We start from the raw sequence: 12,852 nt of genomic DNA, 5'->3' as shown, positions 1-12,852 counted from the left end.
CGTGTTCCGGCTATCCTTGACGGACTAAACCATGGCAATCCGGCAGAGAAAAGAGGCAAGCCCTCATTTCGGATCCCTCGGCTGCGGACGTGTCGGTATTTCCTTCAGAAGACCACCGACCCCCATGGCGGCGATATCCTCCGCCTCCAGCGCCTGCCCGCAGAGCATGCGTTCCAGCACCCAGTCGGCGCCGTTCAGCGCCGGCGCCCGGGCACAGCCCGGCAAGCCGATCACCGGCAGATCCCCAAGCGCGCCGAAGAACAGCAGGTTCCCCGGATCCACCGGCATCCCGAAGCGCGTGACCTGCCCCCCCGCTGCGCGCAAGGCCCCCGGCGCCACGTCCTGCGGATCCGAGGTGGCAGAGCCGGTCAGGATCAGCACCGCGTCGCAGACATCTGCCGCGCGGCGCAGCGCGGCCGCCAGCGCCGCGCCCTCATGGGCAACGGTCTCCGCATGCACCAGCCTGCCGCCCAGCCGCGTGACCCGCAGCTCCACCGCGTCTCGGCCCGCCTCCGGATTGGCCTGCCCGTCGATCCGCGTCAGAATTAACCCGACGCGCCGGTGCTGCATGGGGCGCAGGCAGAGCGCGCCGGCGCCGGCCGCACAGGCGGCCTCCAGCGCCGCACCCGGCACCGCGTAAGAGATGATCTTGACCGTGGCGACCATGGTCCGCTCTGCCACGCGCTGCCATTCGGGCACGGTGGCCAGGGTGATCATCGGCTCCACCGCGTTGAGCGCGCGGACCTTTCGCGCGTCGACCTGCGCCAGCCCCGGGCCGTCTGCGTAGATGTTCACCCGGCCGGTGCCCGCGCGCCCCAGCCGCAGCCCGCCCCGGTCCGCCACCAGCGCGCGCGCCAGGGTTTCGGCCGCGGCATCCTCTGCAACGTCGCCGGGATCCAGCCGCGCCACGATGACCTCTTCGACCCCCGCCGCCGCCAGAGCGTGCAGCTCTGCCGCGCCCAGCAACGCGCCCTTGCGCAAGCGCCCCTCGGGCAGGCGCATGGAATGGGCCAGCAGCGCGCCCTCGGCCTGCGCCAGCGGCACGGGGCCGAACCTCATGCGCCTTTCCTCAGCACCCGCACCATTTCCGCCAGGATCGACACGGCGATCTCCGCAGGCCCTGCCGCGCCGATATCCAGCCCCACCGGCCCGTGAATACGCGCGAGCTGATCGGGCGTCGCCCCGCCTTCGCCCAGCCGCGTCAACCGCTTGGCATGGGTCCGGCTGGAGCCGAGCGCGCCGATGTAGAAACATTCGGACTCCAGCGCCAACTCAAGCGCCGGGTCGTCGATCTTGGGATCATGGGTCAGCAGGACCAGCGCCACCCGGGAATCAAGGCCCAGCCTTGGCAGCACCTCGTCCGGCCAGTCTGCGTGCAGCGCGGTGTCCGGGAAGCGCTCCTTGGTGGCAAAGCTGTCGCGCGGGTCGATCACCACCGGGTCAAAGCCCGCGATCCGTGCCATGGGCACCAGCGCCTGCGCGATGTGCACGGCCCCCACCACGAAAAGCCGCAACGGCGGGTTGAAGATGCAGACAAAGGTCTGCCCATCCTCTTCAAGGCCGGAGCGGTCCATGCGGAAGCGCTCCTCGAATCCCTCCGACACCAGCTCCCGTTCACCGCCCTCGGGCGGGACGACATAGGCGACCGGACGGCGGGCGGCGCGCGCCGCGACCAGCTCTTCCAGAAGCGGCTCGGGCATGGCCGCGCCGATGGGCTCAACCAGCACCCGGATGGTGCCGCCGCAGGCCAGTCCCACGGCAAAGGCATCATCGTCGCTGACACCGTATTCCAGCACCCTGGGCTTGCCGTCCTCCAGCGCCTCAAGCGCCTCAAGCACCACCGCGCCCTCCACGCAACCGCCAGAGACCGAGCCGGCCATCTCTCCTGCGCCGCTGACGGCCAGCTGGCTGCCCACCCGGCGCGGCGCACTGCCCCAAGTCTGCATCACCGTGGCAAGCACCGCGCCCGCGCCGGCGCGATGCCAGGCAAGCGCCCGCTCCGGGATATCGTCGAACAGATCCATGGGCCCTCTCCTGATCTCCGCCTTGGCGAAGCCGAAGTCTCTGCCATCCCCGCGTCGGCTGCAAGCCATGCGCCCGCGCCGCCCCGCGCGCCACACGCCGCGCCGGCGACACGTCAGCGCCCATTTCCCCCACGTAATCCACTGGCGCTTTGCACAAAGCTGCGCTAATCGACCCCCATGACCGACAGCCTCACCATCCGCCGCCCCGACGACTGGCATCTGCATCTGCGCGATGGCGCGATGCTGAAGGCCGTTCTGCCCGAAACCGCACGCCATTTCGCCCGCGCCATCGTGATGCCCAACCTGGTGCCGCCCGTGGTGACCGGGGCCCAGGCCGGCGCCTACCGCGACCGCATCATGGCCGCCCTGCCCGATGGCATGCAGTTCGAACCGCTGATGACCCTCTACCTGACGGAGGACACCGATCCCGATGACGTGGCCGCCGCCGCGGCCTCGGGCCTCGTGAAGGCGGTCAAGCTCTACCCGGCCGGGGCGACGACCAACTCCGCCTCCGGCGTGTCGGATTTCCGCAAGGTGATCCCGGTGCTGGAACGCATGGCCCAGATCGGCCTGCCCCTTTGCACCCACGGAGAAGTCACGACGCCAGAGGTCGACATCTTCGACCGAGAGGCCGTCTTCATCGAAACCGTGCTTGATCCCCTGCGCCGCGAGATCCCCGAACTGCGCGTGGTGATGGAACATATCACCACCTCGGATGCAGCCGATTACGTGCGCTCGGCCGGGGCGGGCCTGGGGGCCACGATCACCACGCATCACCTGGTCATCAACCGCAACCACATCCTGGTGGGCGGGATCAAGCCGCATTACTACTGCCTGCCGGTGGCGAAACGCGCCACGCATCAGCAGGCCCTGCGCAAGGCCGCGACCTCGGGCGATCCGCGCTTCTTCCTGGGGACGGACAGCGCGCCCCACGTCGATGCGGCCAAGGAAACCGGCTGCGGCTGCGCGGGCTGCTTCACCGCCACCAACACCATGGCGATCCTGGCCCATGTCTTCGAAGAAGAAGGCGCGCTGGACAAGCTTGAGGGCTTCGCCTCGCTCAACGGGCCGGCCTTCTACCGCCTGCCGGTGAACCCCGGCAAGCTGACGCTGAAGCGCGCGACCACGGATTACCCCGCCAAGATCGAAAGCGACGATGGCCCCGTCACCGTCTTCGATCCCGGTTTCACCCCCGCCTGGCATGTCGCAGAGGTCAGCGCGGACTAACAGATTTCAGACCCGGACAGCCCCGGCCCGCCGGATCGCCGCACGCCCGCGCGATCCCGGGCCACCACCGGGCCCCCGGACCAAGAGAACGCCAGCAAGAGGACCGAACGATGATCCCCAGCTCCTATCCCACCAAGGAAGAGATCGCCCGGCTCAGCGCCGCGATGCTGCTTGATATCCAGGCAGTGCATTTCAACGCAGAGGAGCCCTTCATCCTGGCCTCCGGCCTGCCCTCGCCCACCTATATCGACTGCCGCAAGCTGATCTCCTTCCCGCGCATCCGCTCCACGCTGATGGACTTCATGGCCTGCACCGTGATGCGCAACGCCGGGCTCGAGGCCTTCGACAACGTCGCGGGCGGTGAGACCGCCGGCATCCCCTTCGCCGCCATGGTGGCAGAGCGCATGGTGCTGCCCATGACCTACGTGCGCAAGAAGCCCAAGGGCTACGGCCGCAACGCGCGCATCGAAGGCGCGATGTCCGAGGGCCAGCGCGTCCTGCTGGTCGAGGACCTGACAACCGATGGCGGCTCCAAGCTGTCCTTCGTGGACGCGATCCGCGAAACCGGCGCGGAATGCGGCCACACGGCGGTGATCTTCTATTACGGCATCTTCGATGGGGTCGAGGAATCGCTGGGCGCCCATGGCATCGACCTGCACTACCTCTGCACCTGGTGGGACGTGCTGGCCGTGGCGCGTGAACGCGACACCTTCTCCAAGGAAACGCTGGACGAGGTCGAGGCCTTCCTCAAGTCGCCCCGCGCCTGGCAGGAGGCCCGCAAGGGCTGACAAGCCGACTCAGTCGGGCCGGGCCCCGCCCCGGCAGACGCCGATCCGCGCCATTTGGGCGGGGATCGGCCCCCGCTGTCCCCGCCGGCACGGCCCGACCCGGAGCACGGGTCAGAAAAAGGCGCTTTTCCACAGGCCAAATGCGCACATCTTCGCCGGCGCCCACGCATATCTTGACCCGAAGGGGCCTTTGGCCACATCATATGGTCAAGGCGAACCTATGCACAGCTTATCCACAGGATATCCCATTTGCCTGTGGGGGCCCGGGTTCTGTAAGAAGCTTGCTCACGGGGGTTTTCGACCGATCCAGATTCCGGAAGACGTCACCAGGGCAGCACGGCGGGCAGCAGCCAGCCGCTGAACCGGCGAAGGCGCAACGACGGGCAGCTGTTGCGACCGGACCAGGTCACCCCCCGCACAGGCAACAATGACCCGCGGATCATGCCGCGGGCCGGGGCGACTTTTCCGGGACATCCCCGCAGGTGCGCCCCGCATCGAGGAGAGGCCAGATGAACGACGCTTCCGTCTTCAACGCCACCGGCACCAATGTCGAGCTGGAAGGCAACATGCCCCATTCGGTCGAGGCCGAGCAGCAGCTTCTGGGGGCGATCCTCACCAACAACGATGTTTATGACCGGGTCGCGGCCATCATCGGCGCCCAGCATTTCTACGATCCCGTCCATGCCCGGATCTTCGAAACCGCCGCGGCGCGGATCGCCAAGAACAACCTCGCCTCTCCCGTCACGCTCAAGGCCTTCCTGGCCGAAGACGAAGGGCTGAAGGAACTGGGCGGCCCGTCCTACCTGGCCAAGCTGGCCGGTGCCGCGATCTCGTCCTACGCGGTGCGCGACTATGCGCAGATGATCTATGACCTGGCCGTGCGCCGTGAGCTGATCCGCCTCGGGGGCGATATCTCTGCCCGCGCCAAGAAGGTCGATGTGGACAGCGATCCCAAGGAACAGATCGTCGAGGCCGAACAGAAGCTCTACAAGCTGTCCGAACAGGGCCAGGCCGACAGCGGCTTCGTCTCTTTCCTGAAGGCCGTGACCGAAGCCGTGCAGACCGCCAACGCCGCCTACATGCGCGAAGGCGGGCTGGCCGGAGTCTCCACTGGGCTTATGGACATGGACCGCAAGCTGGGCGGCCTGCACAAGTCGGACTTGCTGATCCTGGCCGGGCGCCCCTCGATGGGGAAAACCTCGCTGGCCACCAACATCGCCTTCAACGTCGCCAAGGCCTACAAGCGCGGCCAGCTGCCCGATGGCTCCATCGGGGCGGTCGAAGGCGGCGTCGTGGGCTTCTATTCGCTCGAGATGTCGGCAGAACAGCTGGCCTCGCGGATTCTGTCGGAAGCCTCCGAAGTGCCCTCGGAACAGATCCGCAAGGGCGACATGACCGAAGAGGAATTCCGCCGCTTCGCCCAGGCCGCCCGCGACCTGGAAAGCTGCCCGCTGTTCATCGATGACACCCCCGCCCTGCCGATTTCCCAGCTGTCCGCCCGCGCACGGCGGCTCAAGCGGACCCATGGGCTGGACGTGCTGATCGTCGACTACCTGCAGCTTTGCCGCGGTACCGCCGACAACCGGGTGCAGGAGATCGCGGAGATCTCCATGGGTCTGAAGGCCATCGCCAAGGAACTGCAGATCCCGGTCATCGCCCTGTCCCAGCTGTCGCGTTCGGTCGAAAGCCGCGAAGACAAGCGTCCGCAGCTGTCCGACCTTCGGGAATCGGGCTCCATCGAACAGGATGCGGACGTCGTGATGTTCGTGTTCCGGGAAGAATATTACGTCGAACGTGAGAAACCTTCCGACGACAAGCTGGATGAAATCGCCGCCTGGCAACAGCGCATGGAGCGCCTGCACGGCAAGGCAGAGGTGATCATCGGCAAGCAGCGCCACGGCCCGATCGGCACGGTCGAGCTCAGCTTCGAAGGCCGCTTTACGCGCTTCGGCAACCTTGTCAAACCCTGGCAACAGGGCGCCGAGGAGTACTGACCCCGCCCAGGGTCAGCCAATGTTCTCAAGACGTTCCGCCCCGTCACGGGGCGGAGGATCCGTGCTATACTGACCCCGCCAGGCGGGGTGCATCTGCGTTGGGCGAGACCGGCCTTTCGCACCTGCAGCAAATACTTGCGAAACTATTAAGCAAGCGAACGCCCCCCACCACCGACATTGAATCTGAGATTTTCTCAGTAAATTTGGAAATATTCTTCCGGGTAGTCTCGTATTAACGAGAGGTCGCCTATTCTCTGTGCACCACATGCGGGTTCAACCGCATTTCACGCGCTGCGGCGCAGCATAAGACTGGACAGACTCACTGAACCAACGGGACATTTGTTTTCATGCGGTACATCCTCCTCTTCCTCCTCGCGCTTCTCCCCGCCCGCCTCTCGGCCGATTTCACCGACTTCTCCTATGATCCGACCCTGATCGAAGTCGATGTCGAGCTTGCCCTCATGGTCGATGTCTCGCGGTCCATGACCCCGAACGAGCTTGAGATCCAGCGCCGGGGCTATGCCGCCGCGCTGACCAGCGACGTGGTGCTGGACGTGATCCAGCAGGGCTTCCTGGGCCGCATTGCCGTGGCCTATGTCGAATGGGCCGGCCCGGGCAATCACCGGGTCGTGGTGGACTGGACCACCATCGCCACCATGGAGGAAGCGCGCCGTTTCTCTGCCACGCTGATGGATAACCGGCCCTACGGGATGCAGCGCACCTCGATCTCTTCCGCGCTGGATTACGCCGCCGACATGATCGACGGAAACCAGTACCAGGGGCTTCGCCGGGTGATCGACGTCTCGGGCGACGGGCCGAACAATTCCGGCACCCCTGTCGCTCCGGCGCGGGACCGGGTGCTATCTCGCGGGATCGTGATCAACGGGCTGCCGCTGATGACCAACGAAGGCGTCGGCAGTCGCTGGACCATCGATGATCTGGATGCCTACTACCGCGACTGCGTGATCGGCGGCCAGGGGGCCTTTGTCATTCCCGTCGCCAGCTGGGAGGAATTCCCCCGCGCCGTGCGCCAGAAGATCCTGCTTGAGATTGCCGCGATCCAGCCGCGCATCGTGCGTGCCGGAAACGTGATCCCCGCCGCCGGGACAGCGCCCGGAACCTATGATTGCCTGGTCGGTGAAAAGACCTGGGAACGGTTCCGCCAGAACTGGGAACCCTGATTTCCCAGCCCCCGCCATGATCCGGTGATGCCGGATCCGGGCAACGCCCTACGCAATCCAGTCCCTAGAGATGGTCAGCGCCGCCGCATCGCTGGCCATTTTTCTTGCCTCCCTCCCGGGGCTTGATCCCCCTGCCCGGCAGCGAGCCCGCAAGGGCCGTGCGGCGGCAAAACCGGCTTTCCAGCCGGGGTCAGGGGCGCTTTTCACGCCTCTTCCGCGCGACCATCCGCCGTTCACGCCGATATTCCCCTTGCGCAAGCCGTTCAGCCCTTCCAAAAAGCCCCCCATGAGCACCGCGACATTGACCATCGACCTCGACGCGCTGACGACCAATTGGCGCATGTTGGATTCCGTATCTGCCGACCGGGTCGACACCGGCGCGGCGATCAAGGCAAACGGCTACGGACTGGGCATGGCCCCCGTGGCACAGGCCCTCGCCCAGGCGGGGGTCAGGCGCTTCTTCGTCGCCACGGCGGAAGAAGGCGCCGAGGCCCGCGCCGCCCTGGGCGACGGGCCAGAGATCAACGTCTTCTCCGGCCACATGGAGGGCGATGCAGAGCTTCTGGGCCAGCACGCCCTGACGCCGATGATCAACTCGGCCGACCAGCTGTTGCGCCAGCTCGAACTGCTGCCCGGCCACCCCTTCGGCATCCAGGTCGACAGCGGCATGAACCGCCTTGGCATGGAGCCCGCCGAATGGGACAGCCTGCGGGAGATCGCGCTCAGCCAGAACCCGACGCTGATCATGTCCCACCTGGCCTGCGCCGATGAACCGGGCCACCCGATGAATTACCGCCAGCTGCAGACCTTCCGCGGCATGACGGACGGCCTGCCGGTCAAGCGCTCGCTCGCGGCCACCGGGGGCATCCTGCTGGGCCCGGAATACCATTTCGACGTGACCCGCCCCGGTGTCGGCCTTTACGGCGGCATGCCGTTCGAGGAAGCCCGCCCCGTCGTCCAGGTCGACTTGCCCGTGATCCAGGTCCGCCGCGTCGAGGCCGGCGAAAGCGCCGGCTACGGCAATACCTGGACAGCCAGCCAGCCGGCGACCATCGCCACGGTCTCCGCCGGTTACGCCGACGGCATCCACCGCGTCCTGGCCCCCAAGACCAAGCTCTACGCCGGAGAGGTCGCCTGCCCGATCGTGGGACGGATCTCCATGGATCTCATCACCGCCGACATCTCCGACCTGGAGGAATACGTGCCGGAGACCCTGAGCCTGCTGAACAGCGTCCAGACCGTGGATATCCTAGCCGATAACGCCGATACCATCGGCTATGAGATCCTGACCTCGCTGGGTGCGCGCTACGCCCGCCGCTTCGGGCCGCTCGCATGATCCTGCTGAGCCCCCTCGCTGCCCTGGGCCGCGCGGCGCTCGGTTTCCTCGCCATGGTGGGGCGGCTGTCGATCTACTTTGGCCAGACGGTCTCCCACATGGTGCGCCCGCCGTTCTACGGGCGCGAATTCCTGGTGGCGCTCGGCAATATCGGCTGGCTCTCGCTGCCTGTCGTGGGCCTGACGGCCGTCTTCACCGGCGGCGCGCTGGCGCTGCAGATCTACGCCGGCGGCTCGCGCTTCGATGTGCAGGCCGTGGTGCCACAGATCGTCGCCCTGGGCGTGGTGCGTGAACTTGGCCCGGTCATGGTCGGGCTGATGATCGCCGCGCGCGTCACCTCTTCCATCGCGGCAGAGATCGCCACGATGAAGGTGACCGAACAGATCGACGCCCTGGTCACCCTCTCCACCCACCCCATGAAGTACTTGACCGTGCCGCGCGTGCTGGCCGCCCTGATCACCGTGCCGCTGCTGGTCGGTATCGGGGATATCCTGGGCATCATGGGCGGCTACGCGGTCTCCGTCCATTCGCTGGGCTTCAACCCGGGCACCTACCTCAAGAACACGATCGAGTTCATCGAACCGCTGGATATCGTCTCTTCCCTGGCCAAGGGCGCGGCCTTCGGCGTCATCGCCACGCTGATGGGCTGCTATCACGGCATGAATTCGGGCCGCGGCGCACAGGGCGTGGGGCGCGCCACGAAGTCCTCGGTCGAGGCCGCAGCCGTGCTGACACTGGCCGCCAACTTCCTCCTGACAGGGATCTTCTTTACCGCATGATCAAGCTTGAACAGGTAGAAAAGAGCTTCGGCTCCAACGCCGTCCTGCGCGGCGTCGACCTGGAGATTCCGCGTGGCACCTCCATGGTGATCATCGGCGGCTCCGGCACGGGCAAGTCCGTGCTGCTGAAATGCGTGCTTGGCCTTGTCACCCCGGATTCCGGGCGCATCCTTGTCGACGGCAAGGAAGCCGCCAAGGCGGACCAGGATGCCTTCCTTGCGCGCTTCGGCATGCTCTTCCAGGGCGCGGCGCTGTTTGACAGCCTGCCCGTCTGGCAGAACGTCTCCTTCCGGCTGCTGCGCGGCGCGCTCAAGCGCCCGCGCGCAGAGGCCAAGGAAATCGCCATCGAAAAGCTGCGCCGCGTGGGCCTAACCCCCGACGTGGCCGAACGCCTGCCCGCAGAGCTTTCCGGCGGGATGCAGAAACGCGTGGGCCTGGCCCGCGCCATCGCCGCCGATCCAGAGATCATCTTCTTCGATGAGCCCACCACCGGGCTTGACCCGATCATGGCCGGCGTCATCAACGACCTCATCCGCGAGATCGTGACAGAGATGGGCGCGACGGCCATGACCATCACCCATGACATGTCCTCCGTCCGCGCGATCGCGGATAACGTCGCCATGCTCCACGGCGGCAAGATCCGCTGGACCGGTCCGGTGGCACAGCTGGATTCCTCGGGCGATCCCTATGTGCAGCAGTTCATCACCGGCAGTCCCGATGGCCCGATCGAGGCTGTCCGCTAAGCTGGCAAGCACCGCGGATCGAACCGGCTGATCCCCGCTGCCCGGACCAGCGGCGCGCCGCTGCCGGCCCCCGTGCCACCTGCCGATCTCCCGATTTCCCGGCCTGCCCGCCCCGCGCGCATGAATTTTCTTGCGGCCAGGAAACGGCTGGGCGATTCGCCCCGATTGGACGTCTCCAAGGCCACACGCCAGCGAATGGGTCCGCGCGCCCTCTTTGGCTAGTGGGCTGATCCCCAACCATATTTTCCAGAACCCTGGCCCCGGGCCACAAGATCTGCGGCACCGGCCCCGCTTTCGCCTCATCCGCGCCGCAAATCACGATATACGTGTTGAAGAAAGCACAACTTCTCTCAATACGTGTATAATGGGTTAATATTTTGGAACCAGAACCGGTTTCCCACGGTTCATTCGACAGCCAGCAAGATTTCGCCAGCCCTGTCCAGCTTCCGAAAGGAACTCCCATGTCCCCGACGACCCAGCCCCCGCACCTGACCATGTCTCTCGTCATGGCCGTCACCCAGCGTGTCCTTCAGCTGACAGCCGTGTGTCTGCTTTGTCTGCTTGCCATCGCCCTCACCGGCGCAACGATCCTGGCCGCCTTCGGGACCCTGCCCTGGCCCGATATCGCCATGACCTATGGTGAGACGACCTACCAGATCGGGGCCGGCGTGCAGATCGGCCTGACGCTTCTGGCGGTGGCGCTTTGTGCCTATGTGCCGGCCAATGGGCGCATCATGGCGCTTGAGACCTCGCACCGTCGGTTCCGCATCTCGATGCAGGACGTCATGCAGGCCTACCAGGCCGCCCATGCGGCCGATCGGGCCGGGCATTTCTCCATGTCGGAACAATATGACGCGGTGCGCGAACGCATGCTCTACCTGCGCGATCACCCGGAACTCGGCGGCCTTGAGCCCGATATCCTGGAAAGCGCAGCACAGATGTCCACCATCTCCCATGACCTGGCAGAGACCTATTCGGACGAGGCCGTCGCCCGTGCCAAGGGTTTCCTGCGCCAGCGGCAAGAGGAATGCGCGAGCTTCGAGAAACGGATCGAGGACGCCAAGCACAAGACCCATGAGATCCGCCAATGGGCCCATGAGGTCGAGATGGACGAAAGCGTGGCCCGCGCCCAGGTGGATCGCCTGCGGGATGAGCTGTCCGATATCCTGCCGGAACTGGCCGCCGAAACGCCGATGGATCCGCGCCTGAATGCCTCCCCGGCCAATCGGATGCCCGCGGAATAACGGCTTCTGACACCCCCTTTGCAAACCGGCCTCCCTCGGTTTGCAAACCCTATGCGGGACGGCGGGCGGGGCGTCTCGCGCACCGCGAGCGCGCCGTATGCCGGACAGCGCTCTGCCCGCCCCCTCTCCGCGATTGACGCCCCCGCAAAGCGCGGGCACAACCCTCCCATGGCAAAGCCCGTCACGACATTCTCCTGTTCCGCCTGCGGGGCAACCTCCTCCAAGTGGTCCGGCCGCTGCGAAGCCTGCGGCGCCTGGAACACGATCACCGAAGATGTCCCGCTCTCCGCCGGGCCCAAGGGCAAATCCCTGGGCAATATGCGTGGCGCGAAGATCGCCCTGACCGATCTTGCCGCGAAAGAGGCACCGCCCCCGCGCACCGCTTCCGGCATGGCAGAGCTGGACCGCGTGCTTGGCGGTGGCCTCGTGCCCGCCTCCGCGATTCTCGTGGGCGGCGATCCCGGTATCGGTAAATCCACCCTTCTGCTGCAGGCCGCCGCGGCCTTTGCCGGCCAGGGCCTGAAAACCTTCTATATCTCCGGCGAAGAAGCCTCGGCCCAGATTCGCATGCGTGCGGATCGCCTCGGGCTGTCGCAATCGCCCGTGCGCCTTGGCGCGGATACCGCCCTGCGCGATATCCTGACCACGCTGGATGACGAACGCCCGGACCTGGTGATCATCGATTCGATCCAGACCATGTGGTCGGACATGGTCGACAGCGCGCCCGGCTCCGTCTCCCAGGTGCGGGCCGCCGCGCATGAGCTGACCACCTTTGCCAAGCGCCGGGGCGCGGCGGTGGTGCTGGTCGGCCATGTCACCAAGGAAGGCCAGATCGCCGGCCCCCGCGTGGTCGAACACATGGTCGACACGGTGCTCTACTTCGAGGGCGAGCGCGGCCACCAGTTCCGCATCCTGCGCGCGGTCAAGAATCGCTTCGGCCCCGCAGATGAAATCGGCGTTTTCGAGATGACCGGCGCCGGCCTGTCCCAGGTCACCAACCCCTCTGCCCTGTTCCTGTCCGAACGCGGCACGCCCAGCCCCGGCTCCGTCGTCTTTGCCGGGATCGAGGGCACGCGCCCCGTGCTGGTAGAGATCCAGGCCCTTGTCGCCCCCTCGCCCCATTCCCAGGCCCGGCGCTCCACCGTCGGCTGGGACGGCGGGCGGCTGGCGATGATCCTGGCGGTGCTGGAAAGCCGCTGCGGCATCCCCTTTGCCGGGCTCGACGTCTATCTCAACGTCGCCGGCGGCATGAAGATCTCCGAACCAGCGGCAGACCTTGCCGTGGCCGCCGCGCTTCTTTCCGCGAGGGAAGACACCGCCCTGCCCGCCGATACCGTTGTTTTCGGAGAGATTTCGCTCTCCGGGGCCCTTCGTCCGGTCGGTCAGACGGAAAACAGGTTGAAAGAAGCGGAGAAACTTGGTTTTTCATCCGCAATCGCTCCGACCGGTGGCAAGACCGTCGGGGCCGAGGGGCTGCGGCTTACCCGAATGGGCGATCTGACGAGCTTCGTGGGTGAGATTTTCGGCGCCGGATAG

At 66.4% G+C, this 12,852-nt stretch carries 11 protein-coding genes; 9 read left to right on the top strand and 2 right to left on the bottom strand.

Annotated features, from left to right (window positions below):
• Positions 1-63 precede the first annotated feature (63 nt).
• Both HCZ97_RS07385 and HCZ97_RS07380 read right to left on the bottom strand, forming a co-directional pair.
• A complete protein-coding gene (locus tag HCZ97_RS07385) occupies positions 64-1,059 on the bottom strand; it encodes a molybdopterin-binding protein (protein WP_167688047.1) in 996 nt (331 codons plus the stop codon).
• Positions 1,056-2,024 carry an XdhC family protein gene (locus tag HCZ97_RS07380; protein ID WP_167688046.1) on the bottom strand — a complete coding sequence of 323 codons (969 nt, stop codon included), beginning with the start codon at positions 2,022-2,024 and terminating at the stop codon, positions 1,056-1,058. Before HCZ97_RS07380 ends, HCZ97_RS07385 begins: the two co-directional genes overlap by 4 nt.
• A gap of 177 nt (positions 2,025-2,201) precedes the next feature.
• Here HCZ97_RS07380 and pyrC point away from each other — a divergent pair, with 177 nt between their 5' ends.
• From pyrC to radA, 9 genes are all read left to right on the top strand, one after another.
• Positions 2,202-3,251 (top strand): dihydroorotase, encoded by a 1,050-nt coding sequence (gene pyrC, locus HCZ97_RS07375; RefSeq protein WP_167688045.1) that lies wholly within the window; start codon positions 2,202-2,204, stop codon positions 3,249-3,251.
• Positions 3,252-3,361: 110 nt separating this feature from the next.
• The gene (locus HCZ97_RS07370; RefSeq protein WP_167688044.1) at positions 3,362-4,039 is read left to right on the top strand and encodes an orotate phosphoribosyltransferase; all 678 of its coding nucleotides are present in this window, start codon (positions 3,362-3,364) and stop codon (positions 4,037-4,039) included.
• Positions 4,040-4,548: 509 nt separating this feature from the next.
• A complete protein-coding gene (locus tag HCZ97_RS07365) occupies positions 4,549-6,033 on the top strand; it encodes a replicative DNA helicase (RefSeq protein ID WP_167688043.1) in 1,485 nt (494 codons plus the stop codon).
• A gap of 347 nt (positions 6,034-6,380) precedes the next feature.
• On the top strand, positions 6,381-7,214 hold the full coding sequence (locus HCZ97_RS07360; RefSeq protein WP_167688042.1) for a DUF1194 domain-containing protein: 834 nt from the start codon (positions 6,381-6,383) through the stop codon (positions 7,212-7,214).
• Between the two features lie 286 nt (positions 7,215-7,500).
• Positions 7,501-8,550, top strand: a complete 1,050-nt coding sequence (gene alr / locus HCZ97_RS07355; RefSeq protein ID WP_167688041.1) for an alanine racemase — start codon at positions 7,501-7,503, stop codon at positions 8,548-8,550.
• Entirely contained in the window at positions 8,547-9,329 is a 783-nt protein-coding gene (locus HCZ97_RS07350; protein ID WP_167688040.1) for an ABC transporter permease, read from the top strand. Before alr ends, HCZ97_RS07350 begins: the two co-directional genes overlap by 4 nt.
• A complete protein-coding gene (locus HCZ97_RS07345; RefSeq protein ID WP_167688039.1) occupies positions 9,326-10,072 on the top strand; it encodes an ABC transporter ATP-binding protein in 747 nt (248 codons plus the stop codon). The genes HCZ97_RS07350 and HCZ97_RS07345 overlap by 4 nt, the downstream gene beginning before the upstream one ends.
• A 461-nt stretch (positions 10,073-10,533) precedes the next feature.
• Positions 10,534-11,316, top strand: a complete 783-nt coding sequence (locus HCZ97_RS07340) for a DNA repair protein (protein WP_167688038.1) — start codon at positions 10,534-10,536, stop codon at positions 11,314-11,316.
• A 168-nt stretch (positions 11,317-11,484) separates the two neighbouring features.
• Positions 11,485-12,852, top strand: coding sequence for a DNA repair protein RadA (gene radA, locus HCZ97_RS07335; RefSeq protein ID WP_167688037.1), 1,368 nt, complete (start codon positions 11,485-11,487; stop codon positions 12,850-12,852).

Source organism: Pseudooceanicola sp. HF7 (assembly GCF_011806405.1).
Lineage (GTDB): Bacteria > Pseudomonadota > Alphaproteobacteria > Rhodobacterales > Rhodobacteraceae > Pseudooceanicola.
This window is presented reverse-complemented; position numbering and strand designations above follow the sequence as displayed.

What these genes read in the sequence shown, in the direction of transcription:
- HCZ97_RS07385 (WP_167688047.1), bottom strand. Translation starts at nt 1,059, where the DNA reads ATGAGGTTCGGCCCCGTGCCGCTGGCGCAGGCCGAGGGCGCGCTGCTG.
- HCZ97_RS07380 (WP_167688046.1), bottom strand. Translation starts at nt 2,024, where the DNA reads ATGGATCTGTTCGACGATATCCCGGAGCGGGCGCTTGCCTGGCATCGC.
- pyrC (WP_167688045.1), top strand. Translation starts at nt 2,202, where the DNA reads ATGACCGACAGCCTCACCATCCGCCGCCCCGACGACTGGCATCTGCAT.
- HCZ97_RS07370 (WP_167688044.1), top strand. Translation starts at nt 3,362, where the DNA reads ATGATCCCCAGCTCCTATCCCACCAAGGAAGAGATCGCCCGGCTCAGC.
- HCZ97_RS07365 (WP_167688043.1), top strand. Translation starts at nt 4,549, where the DNA reads ATGAACGACGCTTCCGTCTTCAACGCCACCGGCACCAATGTCGAGCTG.
- HCZ97_RS07360 (WP_167688042.1), top strand. Translation starts at nt 6,381, where the DNA reads ATGCGGTACATCCTCCTCTTCCTCCTCGCGCTTCTCCCCGCCCGCCTC.
- alr (WP_167688041.1), top strand. Translation starts at nt 7,501, where the DNA reads ATGAGCACCGCGACATTGACCATCGACCTCGACGCGCTGACGACCAAT.
- HCZ97_RS07350 (WP_167688040.1), top strand. Translation starts at nt 8,547, where the DNA reads ATGATCCTGCTGAGCCCCCTCGCTGCCCTGGGCCGCGCGGCGCTCGGT.
- HCZ97_RS07345 (WP_167688039.1), top strand. Translation starts at nt 9,326, where the DNA reads ATGATCAAGCTTGAACAGGTAGAAAAGAGCTTCGGCTCCAACGCCGTC.
- HCZ97_RS07340 (WP_167688038.1), top strand. Translation starts at nt 10,534, where the DNA reads ATGTCCCCGACGACCCAGCCCCCGCACCTGACCATGTCTCTCGTCATG.
- radA (WP_167688037.1), top strand. Translation starts at nt 11,485, where the DNA reads ATGGCAAAGCCCGTCACGACATTCTCCTGTTCCGCCTGCGGGGCAACC.